This window comes from Treponema denticola (assembly GCF_024181645.1).
In the GTDB taxonomy this organism is placed as follows: domain Bacteria; phylum Spirochaetota; class Spirochaetia; order Treponematales; family Treponemataceae; genus Treponema_B; species Treponema_B denticola_A.
The window spans coordinates 1,527,072-1,544,802 of the sequence record NZ_CP058624.1; the positions used below are offsets into that span (position 1 = coordinate 1,527,072).

At 37.6% G+C, this 17,731-nt stretch carries 16 protein-coding genes; 5 read left to right on the forward strand and 11 right to left on the reverse strand.

The window, feature by feature from the left end:
- The first annotated feature begins 30 nt into the window (after window positions 1-30).
- A complete protein-coding gene (locus tag HO345_RS07220) occupies window positions 31-1,020 on the forward strand; it encodes a tetratricopeptide repeat protein (RefSeq protein WP_253682261.1) in 990 nt (329 codons plus the stop codon).
- Window positions 1,021-1,070: 50 nt separating this feature from the next.
- Here HO345_RS07220 and HO345_RS07225 read toward each other — a convergent pair whose 3' ends face one another.
- From HO345_RS07225 to tpiA, 8 genes are all read right to left on the reverse strand, one after another.
- Entirely contained in the window at window positions 1,071-3,047 is a 1,977-nt protein-coding gene (locus tag HO345_RS07225; RefSeq protein ID WP_253682262.1) for a tetratricopeptide repeat protein, read from the reverse strand.
- Between the two features lie 12 nt (window positions 3,048-3,059).
- Window positions 3,060-3,836 (reverse strand): hemolysin family protein, encoded by a 777-nt coding sequence (locus tag HO345_RS07230; RefSeq protein ID WP_253682263.1) that lies wholly within the window; start codon window positions 3,834-3,836, stop codon window positions 3,060-3,062.
- Window positions 3,837-3,838: 2 nt separating this feature from the next.
- Window positions 3,839-4,306 (reverse strand): rRNA maturation RNase YbeY, encoded by a 468-nt coding sequence (ybeY, locus tag HO345_RS07235; RefSeq protein WP_253682264.1) that lies wholly within the window; start codon window positions 4,304-4,306, stop codon window positions 3,839-3,841.
- Window positions 4,299-6,551 carry an HD family phosphohydrolase gene (locus HO345_RS07240; protein ID WP_253682265.1) on the reverse strand — a complete coding sequence of 751 codons (2,253 nt, stop codon included), beginning with the start codon at window positions 6,549-6,551 and terminating at the stop codon, window positions 4,299-4,301. Before HO345_RS07240 ends, ybeY begins: the two co-directional genes overlap by 8 nt.
- Window positions 6,538-7,479: a PhoH family protein gene (locus HO345_RS07245; RefSeq protein ID WP_253682266.1), complete on the reverse strand. Its 942-nt coding sequence runs from the start codon at window positions 7,477-7,479 to the stop codon at window positions 6,538-6,540. Before HO345_RS07245 ends, HO345_RS07240 begins: the two co-directional genes overlap by 14 nt.
- Before the next feature lie 144 nt (window positions 7,480-7,623).
- Window positions 7,624-7,977 (reverse strand): preprotein translocase subunit SecG, encoded by a 354-nt coding sequence (gene secG / locus HO345_RS07250; RefSeq protein WP_010696812.1) that lies wholly within the window; start codon window positions 7,975-7,977, stop codon window positions 7,624-7,626.
- A 78-nt stretch (window positions 7,978-8,055) separates the two neighbouring features.
- On the reverse strand, window positions 8,056-8,424 hold the full coding sequence (locus HO345_RS07255; RefSeq protein WP_253682267.1) for a hypothetical protein: 369 nt from the start codon (window positions 8,422-8,424) through the stop codon (window positions 8,056-8,058).
- Between the two features lie 143 nt (window positions 8,425-8,567).
- Window positions 8,568-9,320 (reverse strand): triose-phosphate isomerase, encoded by a 753-nt coding sequence (gene tpiA, locus HO345_RS07260; RefSeq protein ID WP_253682268.1) that lies wholly within the window; start codon window positions 9,318-9,320, stop codon window positions 8,568-8,570.
- 187 nt (window positions 9,321-9,507) lie between these two features.
- Between tpiA and HO345_RS07265 the strand changes: the two genes are divergently transcribed.
- From HO345_RS07265 to HO345_RS07280, 4 genes are read left to right on the forward strand one after another with little or no spacing between them, the layout of a single operon-like run.
- Entirely contained in the window at window positions 9,508-11,586 is a 2,079-nt protein-coding gene (locus HO345_RS07265; RefSeq protein WP_253682269.1) for a formylglycine-generating enzyme family protein, read from the forward strand.
- 34 nt (window positions 11,587-11,620) lie between these two features.
- On the forward strand, window positions 11,621-12,763 hold the full coding sequence (locus HO345_RS07270; RefSeq protein WP_253682270.1) for a glycosyltransferase: 1,143 nt from the start codon (window positions 11,621-11,623) through the stop codon (window positions 12,761-12,763).
- Window positions 12,750-14,405 (forward strand): hypothetical protein, encoded by a 1,656-nt coding sequence (locus HO345_RS07275; protein ID WP_253682271.1) that lies wholly within the window; start codon window positions 12,750-12,752, stop codon window positions 14,403-14,405. Before HO345_RS07270 ends, HO345_RS07275 begins: the two co-directional genes overlap by 14 nt.
- Window positions 14,406-14,441: 36 nt before the next feature.
- Window positions 14,442-16,160: a hypothetical protein gene (locus HO345_RS07280; RefSeq protein WP_010696802.1), complete on the forward strand. Its 1,719-nt coding sequence runs from the start codon at window positions 14,442-14,444 to the stop codon at window positions 16,158-16,160.
- Between the two features lie 3 nt (window positions 16,161-16,163).
- On the opposite strand, the gene HO345_RS07285 is transcribed toward HO345_RS07280, so the two are convergent.
- Genes HO345_RS07285 through HO345_RS07295 form a run of 3 tightly spaced genes read right to left on the reverse strand, consistent with a single transcriptional unit; the run spans window position 16,164 to window position 17,700 of the window.
- Window positions 16,164-16,586, reverse strand: a complete 423-nt coding sequence (locus tag HO345_RS07285; protein WP_253682272.1) for a hypothetical protein — start codon at window positions 16,584-16,586, stop codon at window positions 16,164-16,166.
- A 2-nt stretch (window positions 16,587-16,588) separates the two neighbouring features.
- Complete coding sequence (locus HO345_RS07290; protein ID WP_253682273.1) at window positions 16,589-17,176, reverse strand: MBL fold metallo-hydrolase; 588 nt, start codon at window positions 17,174-17,176, stop codon at window positions 16,589-16,591.
- Window positions 17,173-17,700 (reverse strand): pentapeptide repeat-containing protein, encoded by a 528-nt coding sequence (locus HO345_RS07295; RefSeq protein ID WP_253682274.1) that lies wholly within the window; start codon window positions 17,698-17,700, stop codon window positions 17,173-17,175. The genes HO345_RS07290 and HO345_RS07295 overlap by 4 nt, the downstream gene beginning before the upstream one ends.
- Between the last annotated feature and the right edge of the window lie 31 nt (window positions 17,701-17,731).

Consider the following 17,731-nt stretch of genomic DNA (forward strand, 5'->3'; position numbering starts at 1 on the left):
TTTTTTAAAAAAAGGCCGAAAATATAAGATATGAAGAAAGGGTTTATTATATTTTTATTTGTTGCATCTTTTTACTTTGCAGAAAAAGCCGCTTTTGCCGAGGAAGGTCTTATCGGCGAAAATGAACTATCGCAAATTTTGCCGGAGGTAAAACCCGATAAAACGGGTTCGGAAAAGATAGAATTTGCGGAAAATCCTCAAGAGCTGCAAAAAAATGAGGACTTTGCCTTTCTTTCATTTTCGATTCTTACAAGAGAAAAATCCGTAATGATCAGCTGGAAAGCAAAACCGGAAGGAAAAAATCTAATTCTTTACAGGTCAACAACGGGCTTTTCATCAATAAGCTCTCTCGCCGAAGCCATACCTATTGCAAATATAACCGATGACGGACTTCCATTTTTTGACTACCCTATTCCCGGAATTCCCTATTACTATGCCATTGCCGAAGAAAACGAAATCGCTTCAGGCAAAATTCAATTTATAAACGGAATAAATACAATCAACAGCCCTGTCGAAGTCTTCGCTTCTCCTGAAGAACAAGAGAAAAAAAGTATTGCGCTGCAAAACCGCCCTATTCCTCTGCCTTTTTTAAACCCTGAAAAGCAAATAAAAAAAAGAACGGAATTCTTTTCTTCTCAAACCGAAACCCTTATAAATGCTCTTACGGCAGAAAAAAGGGATTTTAGAGAGTTTATTATTTCTTCTCAAAGACTTGAGCCCTACGTCTTTCCTGATGACAAAAGAACGCCTGACGGCGGTGAGAGCATGGAATTACAAAGAATTCTAAAAGAATATTTTTATACAAAAAACTGGCAAAAATGTAATGTTGAGCTGACCAATTTTTTAAGAATACGCAGAACATCCAGAGTTTCCGCGAGAACGCATTTTTATATAGGACAGACCCTATTTTTCCAAAACCTCTATGACAAGGCCCTATTGGAATTTTTAACAGCCCAAGACCTGTATCCGTCTCAGGCAAAAGAATGGGCACATTATTGTCTTGTAGAGCTGGCGAATTGAATTAATTCTTCGCCGGCGAACTGAATTAATTCTTCGCCGGCGAATTTTCGCTAGCGAATTCTCCTAAGAAGTAAAAGCAATAAAGAATTTTTTTGATAGGAATTCGTATAATCTTCCGCAGCTTTTTCTTTTGCGTTTTCGCTAACAAGGATGACCGAATCACCTGCATTCATTCTATCATAGTAACCGTTTCTCTTTAAAATTCCTTCGGATAAATTTTCCTCCGACTTTGAAGGCTCAAAATAACCTAAAAGATCGGATGGGTCAAAGACCATGCCAAGGCCTTCTTTTTCGATAACCAAGCGGTCCTTGCGTATAACGGCAATTTTTAAATCCTTAAAATCCGAATCATGTTTTCCTATGTCGATAACGGCTTCATTTTGATAGCGGTTTATGAGCTTGCCTACGATGGGCATTGCCTCATTGAGCATTGAAGAAAGCCGCCTTATGCCGTTTGAAAAACGGTCATTGCCTGAACGGTAAACGGTAAATGTTTTTGCGGGAGAACCGGTACGCGAAACATAAAGCTCCAATATTATTTGAATATCCCTTCTGTTCTCTTTAAGCCTTATAATGCCGAAATAGTCCTCATTTGCCGTACGCGATTTTTTTGAAGCCTCCCTGTAAGTTACAGGCTTATCCGAATAAGAAGTTATTTTGATTCTGGGATTATAAGAAAAAATATCCGAGGTAAGAATTTGAGTTATACGCTCGGCTTCAGGATGTAAAACATTTGAGCTTTCCATAGCATAAAATAAACCTATGGATATGTGTGCCTTATCCAAATAAAGGGGATCTATACGCCACTTTGATTGAATGGAACTTAAAAGATGTTTTTCGTAAGCTTCAACTGCATCATTTACCTTTGTATTGCTCTTTACTATGGACTGAATAAAGAGCATTTGTTCCAAATATCTTTCGGGATAACCGAGACGGAGCAAAATACCGGCATAGGCTTCCCTGCTTTCAACATCATAAGGATATATCTTCAAGGTCCGCCTGTACTCATAGAGGGCTTGCTCAGTCATATTTCGGCGGAAAAATCCGAGAGCTTTTTCTGCGTGGTATTTTGAAAGCTCCATACGGAAAGAATCTTCAAAATTCAAATTTTCTATTGCAAGCTCTTCTAAAAGACAGCGCATTATTTCATCGTCGGCATCCAAGGAAAGCCCCACCTTAGCGGCGTTTATGGCCTCACCGTATCGTGCAAGCCGCCTTAAACTCAAAGTTTTTAAGTACCATGCATCAGCCCTGTCTCTTTTTTTTGAAATCCTCATATCGGAAATCTTTATAACTTCTTCGTAACGCTTTTGAGCATATAAGACGGAAGCAAGCAGGGCATAAGCCTCATCATAATCTTCTTTTAATTTAAGAGCCGAATAAATACGTCCTTCGGCCTCTTCAAGTTTTCCGTCAAGGGAATGTAAATAGGCTGCAAAATAATGAACCTGAGGATTATCGCCATGGTATTTTAAGGCTCGGTTTATGTAATCTTCGGCCTGCTTAACATTTCCGGCCTCATAACTTACGAGGGCTAAAGAAAGAAGAGCCTTTCTGTTTTCGCCTTGACGCTGAAGGTTTTGCTTATACATCTCGGAAGCAAGATAGAGCTTGCCTTGGGAAACCTCTATTTCTGCCAAGCCGAAACGGGCTTCGGGATTGTTGGGATATTTTTTTAAGACCCCATTAAAAAGGGTCTTAGCCGCATCTATCTTTCCAAGACCTACCAAAATAAAGCCGTGGAGGTTTTGTAAATCGGGATCATCTTTTTTATATTTTCGGGCTGACTCTACAAAGGATAAGGCTTGGTCATATTCGTCGAGGGCATAAAAACATTCGGCTAATCCCTGATATACCAAATTATAGGAGGGGTTTTCCTTTAAGGCTGATTGGTACATTTCAATAGCTCCGTACCAATCTTCATTAGCCTGATATTCTGCACCCTTTTGATACAAATCTGCAGGGTTGCAGAATAAATAGGCCGACAATAAAGCAATAAATATAAATCCGAAAAAAAGCTTTTTCATACATTCCCCTCCTTAATTTTGCATAGAATTCTTGTTGTGAACAATTTTAACGGTCTTAACCTTGTGGCCGTCCATATCTTGAACAATAAAGTCAAAATCATTCCAAGCTGTTTTTTCATATTTGGCAGGTATTTTTCCGAAAAGATCGAACACAAAACCTCCCAATGTTTCAAACTCGTCTACAGGTAAGGCATCGCTTTTAATGGTTTCGGCGAGGTCGTCCAAATCGACACGGGCATCGCAAAGCCAAACCCCCGGGGCTATTTCGGTAATATCCTCACCCTCATTGTCAAATTCATCCTGTATATCGCCTACAATCTCTTCTATGATGTCTTCCATACATACGATGCCTGAAACACCGCCGTATTCATCAACAGCAACGGCAATATGAATATGGCGTCTTTTAAATTCGGCTAAAAGAGCGTCAATTCTTTTTGATTCAGGAACAAAAAAGGCTCGGCGTACTATCTTATCAAGCTCAATTTTTTGATTTTTTGTTAAAAGTTTAATAATATCCTTAACATAAAGAATACCTATAACATTATCGATTGACTCATCATATACGGGAAAACGGGAGTGACCGCTTTCCGATATTCTGTCTAAAATTTCATCGCTAGGCGTATCAAGGGCTAAAAAATCAACATCAATACGCGGAATCATAACCTCTTTTACCGCCGTATCGGATAAGTCGACAACACCGCGTATCATATCCCTTTTTTCGTCGTTTAATCCTTCTTTTAGAATATTGTTTACATTACCCTTCTTTTTAAATAAGTCTATTATACCCATAACTATACCCGATAAATTTCCATATTTTTATATTGCACAAGTAATTCTTCTTGAAATTTAAGCATTTCTTGTTCCGGAGAATTATCCGAATGATCCATTCCGTTCAAATGCAAAATACCATGCACAATCAGTCTTTTTAACTCTTCATTTATGTCTACATTAAATTCTTCGGCATTAAAACGGAGACTGTCAAGGCTTATAACTATGTCTCCGGCCATAAACCTTGTTTCACCGGCATCGTCAAAATATTCGTCCCCCTGCTCAAAGGAAAGCACATCTGTCGGCGAATCAATATCCCTATATTGTTTGTTAAGGTTTTGAATAAAAGCATCATCACAAAACAACAAAGAAATATCCCAATTTTTCAAGTTTAGATCGTTTAGAACTTCAGATATAAAATTTTCAACTCTTACAGGGTCTATAGACCCCGGAGGTTCATCATTAAATGATACACTAATCGAATTAGACATTATTATTTTCCTTCTGGGGCTTTGTCCCCTCATCATCATCAACATTCTTTTGATTCGGATATTCTATTCTGGAATGATAGTAACCTGCTAAAATTTTTACAAAGGCTGCCTTGATTATTCTGACTTCTCGGAAAGTCAATTCAGAATTATCAAGCTGACCTGATTTTATCTTTCCGGAAACAAGCTCATCTATAAATTTTTCCAAACGTGGAACCGAGGGTTTTTCCAAGGTACGGCATGCAGCCTCAACTATATCGGCCAGCATGACAACAGCCGACTCCTTTGAGCGCGGAGGTATTCCGGGATAACAAAAATCTTCGATATCTACATTGGGATCAAGTTCCTTCGCCTTTGCATAAAAATAGGATATACAGCTGTTTCCGTGATGCTCGGAGATTATATCTATAACGGGCTGTGGAAGCCGTAATTGCTTTGCTTTTTCAATACCTATTTTTACATGACTTCTTATTACCGTAGCCGAAAGGCGGGGATTTATATCCATATGCTTATTATAATTTGTCTGATTTTCTACAAAGTATTCGCCCTGCTCCATCTTTCCTATATCGTGATAATAAGCTCCTACACGGGCTAAAATCGAATTTGCTCCTATTTCACGGCAGGCACTTTCAGCCAAGGAGGCGACCATCATCGAGTGGTTATAAGTTCCCGCAACACTTATAAGCATTTTTTTCATAATTGGCGAATTAAGGTCGGACAGTTCCATCAGTCTAAAACTTGTAGGAACATTCATCAAGGTTTCTAAAATAGGCAAAAAGCCTAAAACCAAAATACCGCTTATAAAACCGCTCCCTGCAGTGCTCAATAAAAGCACCGATTTATCGCTTGCAGAGTCCGGAAAAATAGCAAACATACAGAGTAAAATTACCGGCTGCACCAAGATTAAACCTAAAGAAGTTTTAATCAGATCCATCCTTCGGCCCTTAATATTTACCATACCGGCTCCGGCAAGACCTGAAAGGATAGCAAACAGAGCAGGCTGAATTTTAAAACCGGTTGCACCGAAAACAGCAAGAGAAAAAACAAAAACGGCAAATACCGAAATTTTTCTTGAAATTAAAGCCGCAATCAGCATAGTCAAAAAGGTAACAGGCAATATGGGAACAATATCAAGGGGATATGCAAATATCGAAAGCCTTGAAAGGAAAAGAATTAAAATATAGATCAAATCAAAAGAGATTAAAATAAGTAAATTGAATTTAAAATCCAAACTTTCCCCGATAATTTTTTTAGAAAACAAAAAAAGACTTGTTATAAGAGATAAACTTAAAAAAACTAAGGCAGCTGCAATCCGGCTAAAATCTATATGTATGCCGTCAGATGCATAAACTTTAAGGCGTGTATAGGCATCTTCAGATATTATAAAACCACGTCTTATAATCTTTTGATTTTTTTCTATATTTATTTTTACCGGAACAACCTTTTTTAAGGCTTCATCTACTCTTTTTTCTGTTTCTTCCGTATCAAACAAAATATTAGGCTGGGCAAAGGGCTGTATAATGTTAAACACATCTATTTCAAAACCGGCTTGCTTAACATCGAAAAGAAAAGTTTTAACTTGCTCCTGAAGCCGCTCCGGTAAAACAATATCAGCCAAAAATACATTTGTATAAGACAGTTTTTGATTTACATTTATGCCCAAACTTATCTCTGTATCATTTAAATCTTCAATACCTGTAAGAGGAAGCTCGACAATACCCATATCAAAAAGTTGTTTTAGCACAGTCAATGCAAGAGAGCTGACTTCATCAAAATTCTTAGATTTATATATACGCTCCAAAACATATTCCGAAATAAGAACGGGATATTTTTCCATAAACATAAATTTAAAAGCTGTAAAACTCTTTGATGTATCTTTTAGCCCGATTACATAACCGGCAAATTCAGAATATTCTCTTATCATTTGCTCAGAAACCGAGTTATCTTTATAAAAAACAGCTTTAACTGAATGTTTAGCGGCAAGTTTTCTTATTTCTGTTGCTTTTTCATCAACAGCTTCAATACTTCGGTTTGAGATTATATCTCTATCGGCAACCATTCCGACCTCAAAATCCGAAATTGTCAAGTTTGAAAGGCCCGAATTTTCATAAGCATTAAAAAAAATCATTGCAGCCAAAACCAAAAAGCTGGCAGCAACCGCAATCACAAAGGCCTTATTTCTTTTAAGTATCAGACCAAGAGAAGACATTTTTTCTTTAAATTTACTGTCTTTTTTATTCTTTATCATAGGCTTTAATTATTTTTTGAACAAGGGAATGACGTACAACATCTTCCGGAGAAAACCGAACGATACCGATCCCTCGAATTTTCGATAAAAGATTTGCAGCATGCACCAGACCGGAATTTTTTGACGATGAAATATCGGATTGTGAAGGGTCGCCTGTTATAATGAGCTTGGAACCCTCACCCATTCTCGTTAAAAACATCTTCATTTGCTCTTTGGTAGTATTTTGAGCTTCGTCTAAAATTACAACGGCATTATGCAGGGTTCTGCCCCTCATATAAGCCAAAGGAGCCACCTCAACCATATTGGACTCCTCCATTTGACGTATAAGCTCAAAAGGCATTAAGAGCTCTATAGAATCATAAAGAGGTCTCAAGTAGGGCGTAATTTTTTGAACAAGGTCTCCCGGTAAAAAGCCCAAACTCTCGCCGGCCTCTACAACAGGTCTTGTAAAAACAATTTTACGCATTTGACGCGACATAAGCATTTGAAGGGCACAGGCAACAGCCAGATATGTTTTTCCCGTACCGGCAGCTCCAAGGCCGAAGCTTATATCGTTATTACGGATAGAACTGATGAATTCGAGCTGATGAGGATTTTTAGGGTATACGGAACGCATTCCTCTCGGAATATGGATACAGCCTGAGGAAAGGTCCTGCTTATCGGAAACATTTATGGTAGAAATCAGAGATTCGATATATTCCGATGAATTTTCGGACTTGATTTCCGATGAATTTACAGCCTTATCAACCACATGTTGAAATTTCTTGCAAACCTCATCATCGGCATTTAAAACACTTACCTCATTACCTCGGCACACGACAGGAACTCCAAGATATTGTTCAAGAAAATCCAAATTTCTGTCATTGGCACCGCAAAAAGCGGAAAGCACTTGTTCATCTTTTAACACTATTGTATATGCGTCTTCCAAATATAAACCTCTAGTAGTCTATTGTAAATGGAAAAAAGCAGTTCCGTCAAGACCTTTAGACCTTATTTCTTTCAATATTAGGTATAAAATACATAAATTCACGCAAAAAAAAGAGATACCGGATTTATCGGTATCTCTTTTAAACTACTCACCGTCTTTTTGGGTTTCGCCGCCGGCATCATCCGTACTGCCGTCGTTTTTCCACCATTCGGTTGATGTTTCGGTCTGTTTTTTCATTGCCTCTTCGGATAAACCTGAATCCGATGGGCTTTTTGTAATAAGGGCCAATAAAAAGGTCGTTACAAAAAACAGGGCAACAACAACATAAGTAGCCCTTGTTAATACATTGCTCGATTTTGAGCCGAAGGCTGAGTTGCTTCCGCCCGAAAAAAGGCCGCCCAAACTATCGCCTTCTTCGTTTTGTAATAAAACCAAAAAGATAATAATCGCACAAATTATGACAAAAAGTACTAACAAAGCAATACCTAAACCACCCATAATCTAACTCCAATTATAAAAATATACCCTACAGAGTACACTAAAAACGGAAAAGTTTCAATAGCTCTTATTAAATTTTTAGCGGACTTTTCTAAAAATAACGCGTTTTACTACGGTTGTCTTTGTTTTTCCTATTGAAGCGGCTTTTAAATCTTCAACTTCAAATTTTGAAAAAACGTTAGTTCTTTTATACTCGGCGATAAATTCCATAATAATTTTTTCGCAGACAGCTTCATCATAGGTATCGTTATTTTCTTCATATGTAAGGTAAAACTCAACCTGATTTTCCAATCCGGGAACATCCATCTTTGTCCAATACATTACGGCAGACGGCCTGTCTTTAACCTCAATTTTCTGTGTTTTGGTCGTTACATTTGCCGCATTTTCGGCAAAAATAGCCAAAGCCAATAAAGCCATAATACTAATTGCAAAAAATTTCTTTTTCATGTTAATAACCCTCCAACTCTAAGTTATTTTATTATACTGTAAAGCTAAACAACTATCACAGCTCTTAAGATACTAGCATTTTATTCTCATTTTTTCAAGTAGAGAACCAACATGTTAATCAATCATTTTCAGTTTTGCCTATTTTACTCTGAAAACAAGGCTATGGGCAAAAATGTTTCCGTTTTAAGACCGGCTCCGCCTATTAAGCCCCCGTCAATATTGGGCTTTTTTAAAAGCCCCGCGGCATTGTCAGGCTTCATAGAACCGCCGTACTGGATTATCATCTCTTTAGCAGCCTTTTCACCGTAAAGAGCAGCTAAGGTCTTTCTTATTGAAGAGTGAATAGCATCAGCATCTTCCGGGCTTGCATTTTTTCCCGTTCCTATTGCCCAAACAGGCTCATAAGCAATCGTTACCTTATGCAAATCTTGTGCAGAAACCTCTGCAAGTCCTTTTTTAATCTGCCTTTCGCATACGGCTTCGGCATGTCCGGCTTCACGTTCTTCGAGAAGCTCCCCTACACATAGGATGACCTCAAGGCCGTGTTTTAAGGCAAGTTTTACCTTTTTATTGATAAAATCATCGGTTTCTTTATATATGTGGCGTCTTTCGGAATGTCCTAAGATAACGGTTTGAACACCTGCATCCAAAAGCTGAAGAACGGAAACCTCCCCCGTATGAGCACCCTTTTCTTCCAATCCCATATTTTGAGCACCAAGCAAAATATTGGAGCCCTTAAGGACGGCCGCAACATCCTGCAAAAGAGTAAATGAAGGCGCTATCATGTACTTGTTCTTGCCGTCTTTTAAGCCGGCCTTCATTTCTTCTGCAAGGTGCTTGGCCTCAGCCCTATTCATATTCATCTTCCAATTTGCTGCAATGTAAAACTTTTTCACTTTTCCTCCTTTCTTATGGATAGAATTTAGGCCAAAAGGCCTCATTCATATTAAACAGATTATCCTTTTATGTCGGAGTTGTCAAGAAGGCTGCTTTTCTTTTGCTTGACATTTTAGAAAAAATTCACTATATTCATTGTAACTAATCTGTGTGAATTAACCTTAAAATTGTGGAGATAATAAAAAAATGAAGCATATAACTAAACTAATATTGTTGGCAGTGTTGTTAGTTGCAAGCTGCAAAAATCCTGTAGGAAATAGCTCCGTGCCTTCTTCACCACAGCAAGGCGGGGGAAGCGGCGGCTCAACACCCGCACAAATAACGATAACGGTTGCAGGGGATGAACATGTCACGCTTAAAGCGGAAAAAACGTTTACGGAGAACAAGGGAAAAACCTGGCATCAATTGAAAGCCGTAGCGGAAGATAGAATCGACCACTACGAGGCCGGACACGGAGTCGACAAATGGACGCTTACCGATGCCGCCGGTCAGGAGTTAACCGATGATTATACTTTTAATACAAATGCAACGGTCTTTATTGTAACAAAGACAACGGTAGTTTCTCCTCCGGCAAAGATTACGATAACGGTTGCGGGAGACACAGGGGTTGTATTAAAAGAGGCTTCTTCATTTGAAATGGATCCGGGTAAACACTGGGACCAAATCGAAGCGCTTGCAAAGAAGAAAATACAAAACTATAAGCCCCATTATAAGCTTAAAAACTGGCGCCTTAACAACGCTTCGGGTGCAGTCTTAGATGACAGCTATATCACAGTGTTTAATGCTAATGCAACCGTTTTTATTGAAACAAAACCGGTAGATATAAAGCTTTCTATTGTAGGGGACCATGTCGATATAACTTCTCCTGCCGAAATGTATGTAGCCAGAGGAACAAAATGGAGCGAAATAAAAACCGAAGTTATGAATAAGGTTAGTCCTAAACCGAATTTTGTTATAACTGCATGGAAAAAAGACCGTAAAACCGGTATCGAATTTTATGATGACTTTCCATTTAGAGGCAAAACGAAGATATATGTCGAAACAAGACCTATAAATGTTACCATCACGATAAAAGGCGACTCTCATGTTCAAGTTGGTGCGTCTCCCATCATTACAAAACCGTATGGCGTAAAATGGAGAGAAATAAAAGACGAGGCGAAAACTAAGATAACCTGTAACCCAGGCTATGTGTTTGCCGCATGGAAAAAAGGCGGCACAACCGGAAAAGAGTTGTTTGATATTGATGATTTTGAAGAAGACACCGAAGTCTATGCGATAACACAACAAGTTCCCGTTCCCGACGGCGTAAAGGTAACGCCTCCTACAGGCGGTATTACCGGACATGCCGTTTCGTATACCTTGCCAACTGCCGACGCTTCATGGAAAGGTGTATTTATCAACGGGCGTACGGTTAATTTAACTGATTACACTATAGGTAAATACGAAGTTACCGTAAAACTATGGAATGAAGTGTGCGAATGGGCTCAAAGGAACGGTTATTTGTTTGAATTTGACCCTAAAAGTGACGATACTCCCACCCAACCCAATCAACCGATGGCAAATATAAGCTGGACTGACTGCATAGCGTGGTGTAATGCATATACCGAGATGACATTCGGAAACACGGAACACTGCGTATACCGCGACGGATCGCCATCGGGGGCTGTCATAAAACATGCTTTCCACGGTGATAAAGCGTATTGCGACTTTTCAAAAAAAGGCTACCGTTTACCGACCGAAGCCGAATGGGAGTTTGCCGCCCGATATCAAGATAATGCTACCAATGCAGAACAGTACGGCAGCGTCTATTTAACCAATTTGAATTCAGCAAGCGGTGCAACAAAACCCATCGGTTTTGAAGGCATGACTGGCTCGCCGAACTTTGACGATTTACGCGCAGAGACGGCACGAGTTGCAGTTTTCAATAAATGGTGGAACGGCACGGCATTTGCAACACAAACTCCGCCCGTAATCGGTAGAGAAAATGTCGGAAGCAAACCTGCAAACAAACTTGGGCTCTGCGACATGAGCGGTAATGTTGCAGAGTGGTGCTGGGACTTATATACTGCAACCGTAAATGCAAGTACGAATGCCTATCCTACCGGTCCTTTCCCTGACTACGAAACAAAACGGGTGGTACGCGGCGGCAACTGGTCTGAAAATACCGAACAAGCCGTGTACGATTGCATGACCGGTAAGCGGAAATGGAAAGGTTCCAGCGGAGCCGATCCTATCAGAGGCTTCCGCTTAGTATGGCAGGAGTAGTGCATTTTTATTGATTTTCGCCTATAATAGAGTTATGAAACAGAGAATTGGATTTGTATATTTAAAAACAGGAGCCGGACACCTAGCCGGTGCAAAAGCTTTATCGACTAAACTAATGGATTTATATCCTGATGAAGTCGAATGCAGCCTAAAAGACGGCTTTGATAAGGGGGTTCCTGTTTTTAAGCTCTTTTTTGAAAAGGGCTATCTTGGCACTACAAATTATTTTGAATCGGGATATGTTGCTTTTTATCAATTTACCGGTTCGGAATCCGTTATGAGAGGAGCTAAAAAAATTGTAGCCCCATATACTGTTGGAAAATTAGTAGAATTTTTAAGGTCAAATAAAATAACAAAGGTTGTATGCGTACATCAAATCCTTATAACCCTTTGCCGTGATGCAATAAACAGAATTAATAAAGATATTCCTCTGATAAGTATTGTCATGGATCCTTTCACGGTTCATCCCTTATGGTTTTTTGAAAAAAATACGGAACTTGTCGTTTTTTCGCAAAAAGTACGAAAAGAAGCAACAGAAAAATACGGTCTGGATCCTAAAAGAATCCATCAATTTCCTTTGATGCTGTCAGAGCAGTTTGATCAACCTTATTCCCAAGAACAAATAATTGCAGTAAAAAAACGGCTTGGGATTCCTCAAAACAAAAAAATTGTACTTATTGCAGGAGGCGGAGAAGGTTTAAAGCAGGCAACTCCTATCGTGTTTTCTTTCATGAAAAAATCTACAGATGCATTTTTAATTGTAGTATGTGGAAAAAATCGGCCTCTTAAGCACAGCCTTGAATATTTGATTCAATTTTCAAATTTTAAAAATATTAAAATATTCGGCTTTGTTTCATTTATGCCTGACCTCATGAATATAGCAGACTGTATCATCACAAAGGGAGGACCGGCAACACTCATGGAAGCTCTTTCCATAGGAAAACCGGTTATCATTTCTACATATATAAGAGGTCAAGAACTTGGAAATATGCTGTATATTACACAAAATAAGCTTGGATGGTACATTCCTAAACCTGACGATGTTGTTCAAAAAGTGTCAGAAATACTTTCCGATGATAAAAATTTTGAAGAAATACAAAGCCGAATAAAACATATGAATATAAAAAACGGTCTAAAAGATATAGCAAGCTTTATATACAATTTTGGCATCTCTTGAAAAAAAGAGGCTTAAAATATATACTGGAACAATGATACGCTTTAGGTCTCTTTTTTACTTTTTAATATGTTTGAATTTTTTTAATCTTCAAGCACAGGAAATAACTTCATATTCTAAAATAGTTTACGATCATGATTCTCCTTATTATGATGATTTATATCTTATGTCACTTGAAAACGGATCAGTACTGCTTTCTTATAAAAAGCCCCTGTCGCTTGCAGAAATTTCAATATTCCATAAAGAAATAGATCCGGCACATTTATCTACAAACGGAGAAATATTATACGGGAACCTTAACACCCTCTTTTTAAAAGATAATATGCTTTTTTCCCATGACAATTTTAGATTTAACGCAAACCTAATCTTAGCTCTGCAGGGGCAATACTTTTATAATCCTGATAAAGCACCGGAGGTAGACAAATTTATAAAGTACAACCGAATGCCTGCCCCTATTACCATTCCTATAGAATTTGGATTTTCTAAATACGTTTATTCTTACATAGACTTAATAATTGGAAAGAATTTTAGCGGATTCCGCCTCTCTTATCCCTATACCAACCTGCCGTTAAGCCAGAATGCTTTAGACTATCATTTCCCCAAAAAAGCAGGTCTAGCCGTAGGAAATAGTTTTTTTAATGTGCACATAGGCAGAGGCCGGCTGAATGTAGGAAAAACCTTAAGCGGAAGCATGCTTATTTCTGACATACCTGACAGACATGACTATATAACAGCCTCTCTTTTTTCGAAGTATATAAAGATGGATACTACCATTGCAGAATTAAAACCTACGAGTTTTTTTATAACACATGCTCTAAGTTTTAAACCTGTAAAGCAATTTTCAATTACCTTACATGAGGGAATACTTCTTGATTCGGTTTTTGATCCTAAGTTTTTAAACCCTATGATGATTTTTCATAATTACGCGGCATGGAAAGAACCTTACGTAAACCATAATGATGAAAAATCCATTGGCTGTCAATTCGGGTTTGATATTAACATCGTACCAATTAAAGGTTTAAGGCTTTATGGACAATTCGGTATGAATCAATTCCAGACTCCATCGGAATTAAAGAGCGGATACAATTATATTCCTAACAGCATGGGAGGTATAGCCGGAGCAGAATACGCTTTTTCCCTGCCTATAGGTTATCTTGTACTTACGGGAGAATTTATGTATGCCGACCCATGGCTATATATAGGTATGTCAAAAGGTATAAGTTTTTACAGCTACCGAAAAGAAAATGTTCATGCGGCCGAGAATTTTGATAAATCATTGATAGAATATTGGCTTGCAAACCCTTATGGCCCTGACAGTATTACGGCATTTTTAAAAACCTCTTTAATTTTTCCGCATAAATATAAGGCTGATATTACATATCGATTTGTATCTAAGGGCGAAAATGAAAAAAAGTTTTTTGCAGCGGAAAAAGAATACTATCCTTCTAAAGACAATCCAAGCCCTGCTAAATATAAAACTCCATCAGGGGATCCTACATATTTTCACACCTTACAATTGATGGGCGAGTACAGTGTTTTACAAAATCTTCATATTAATGGAGGGCTATCATGGACCATAGCACATGGAAAAATCAATGGTCATTCGGTTGACTTTTTATGTGCTATAATATATTCTATCCGCTGAGTAGACTATCTATTTTAGCAATTAAGGAAATAAATTATGAAAAATAAAATTTTTATCGCTATTTTTATCATTATGGGACTTTGTGTTTTTTCTCAAGCTGCAGTGGACATCTTTGATCCCTTGTATGAGGATATAAGAATATGGGAAAAGAGAGGTTTACTTAATGACTTGTCCTCACTACGGCCTTACCCCTTACAAGAAATAGAAAGAATTTTAAACATTGTCATTGAAAAAGGAACCGAAAAACAAATAAAAAAAGCTCAAGAATATAAAAAACGTTTATTTGGAAGTGTATTTCATTATGGAGGAATGGCTGAATTAGGAATCAAGGTTCCTAAAAAACAAAGGGATATATTACTTGCTCCATTACTAGACATGAATATTTCCATACATAGATTACTTACGGCTTCGGCTCATGCCAATTTTAGTTTATTAAATAAATTACCCAAACAAGAAGGACTGCCTGCATTTCAATTTTCTAAAAGAGATATTATGAAAGACAGCACTTCTATCGGTTCTTTTTCTTTATTACCTATGTTTAATTCAGGAGTTGCGGTAGGTACGCCGGAATACTATTTTACGGCAGGAATGGCAAGAACATCCTTCGGCCCTTTTGATGAAAATAATATTCTGATAGGAGAACAAGCTTTCCATTCGGGACAGTTTATATTTGTTGTCAATAAAGAAAAGTTTACATATAATCAGGCTTTACTGGCTATATCCGCATCAAATGACCGAGGAGAATCTTATTTTCCTAAGAAATTTACGGCATCACACTCCATAACATACAGGCCCCTTCCATGGATATCTATTGGACTCGTTGATATAATTACATACGGAGGCAGATTCGACCCTATTTATCTTCTTCCGCTTTCAGTATTTTTTGTAGGTCAGAGCATATACAACTTTGCTGATGCCAGTATGTTGGGCTTAACATTAACAGTCAAACCTATCAAAGGCTTAAAAATCGATGCCGTACTCTTGGCTGATGACATAGGCTTTAATGAGATAGTAAAATTCAAAAAAGATGCAAAATGGAGGATGGCAGGTCAATTCGAAGTTTCTTATGCAATGCCTAAAGATCATTGGTTCAGCTTTGCAGATATAAACTATACTCTGGTAACACCCTACTGCTATACCAGCATTCACAATAACGATAGAAAAAAGCCTAACTATGAAAATTATACACATAATGGAGAACCTTTAGGCAGCAACCTGCCTCCAAACTCCGACCGAATAAAAGTTAAAGCTCAATTTAGGCCTTTAGAAGGTCTTGCAATAAATGTATCAAATGCCTTTATCCGCCATGCTAACGTTACGGAAAGTGTATATGATCCTGTAATACTAAAAGAGTATCTTAAAGAAGGAAATTATTCGACTGACGGCTCGGTTTTCAATCATTCAGCTGTAGTAGATAAAAATTCAGAAAGAACACACTCTTTCCTTTACTCCACCCCATTCTTAACTCAGCAGACAATTCAATATGTCAATCAGCTTGGATTAGAGGGAGTTGTTAATCTCCCAATCTTAAAATCCGGAGGTTTAATGCAGTTTAAATTTGGCTATACCTTTGAAACAAATATAAATCCGGGAGTTAATAAAAATATTTACGAAAAGGATCCATCAATCCATGATGGCTCAAGTCCACAGCAAGTATTGGAAGCAGCTGATAAACAATTAAAAGCTTGGAGAGAAGCAGCCAGAGGAAAAGAGTTTAATCATTACTTTAACATAGGCGTAAAAATCTCCTATTAATAATCATTTAGCGGTCTTTTGCCAGAGTTTATTTTTAATTTTCCATGTGCATAGGCCGCTTTTTTCTTCTTTAAATTCGACATCGGCGTAGTACCAGCTGCGGCACCTCAAAATTGAAAAAACAGGCAGGTTTGTTTTTTGCTTTAAGTTTTCAAGTTGTAAAAATACTGTTTTTGCCTTTGCACCTGCATCACCCAAGATAAAGCCTCCGTTAGTCTCAAAAGAATCGGGAGAATTACAAGGCCGTATAATTAGAGAGCCTGACAAAATCGGCGGATAAATTGTAATGGAATCAAATTTTTTCTTTGTTTTAAAAAGAGGAATTGTCTTACGAAAAGGAAAAGACACAAGACTTTGAATCAACTTTTGCTCCTCATAGAGAACAGCCATTAAATTATTTGGTAAAAAAAGATAAGTTTCCGTCATAGTTAAAAAGGTTTACTTTCAAAATCTTGAAAAAACGAAGCATTGAATTTACGCTCTACCCCTATGGAAGAAGGAGGACCGTAAAAAGGCATAATAATAAGATTATCCCCAAACCCCATAAGCTTTGTTTTTAAAATATTGCGCAGTGTCCGCTCTGCATACATATTTGAAGTTTTACCGATCATTCCTGCAGATAATGAGGTTCCGGTAAACACCACATTTTCAATTTGAAACATGTAGGAGTATGACGAGTGTGCAGGAATTGCAAAATATTTTACAGGATAACCGGCTAAATCTATAGTCCCGTCTCCTCGCAGTGTATTTATTATTATATTTTCAGAAAAACAACTTCCGGCATAAACCTTTGGATTGTAGATTTTTAAAATCGTATTGAGTCCCGCTTCATACGGATGCTCAAGATTATGAGTCAATAAAACGGCTTTAAGATTAAATTCGTTTTTTTCAATTTGATGTATCATCTTTTCCGTTATCTTTGCAGGGTCAATGATAACAGCTTCTTTTGTAATTTCATTTCCGATAAGATAGGTGTTTGCAAAAAGCTGAGACGAAAAATGAAGATAAACTTTCATACAAATTCATCTCCTTCCGTAAAAACAGCTTCACGGGTATTGGATGACTTATAAGAAACAGCATCTTCTTTCGAATGTAAAAACAAGGTCTTTTTAAGATTGCAGTTTTGAAAATAAACGTTTTTTAAAAACGAAAACATAAAACGAGAACTATACAAATCCGAATCGTTAAAAAATACTTCTTCCGCCCTGATCCCGTTAAAATTATTTTGCAGAAGCTCGGAATTTTTAAAATCCGTGCGGATAATTTTTGCTCCGCCGAATGAAGAAAACTGAATATCGGAATTTTGAAAATTACAAGACTCTATTTCACAAAAATCAAAAAAACACATTCTAAGACGCAGATTACTGCAATTACAGTTTTTAAATTTGCTGTTTGAAAAACTACATCCGGTAAAAGATTTTTTTGAAAAGTCTAAACCTTCAAATTCCAAACCGGATAAATTTAAACAGTTCAAAGAATCAGATTTTTTTAAAAGTTCGAGAAAATTTTCATATTCAGTTTTTTTATCAAAATTAAACATCAGCTCCTTCTTATTATCGTATTCTAAACTT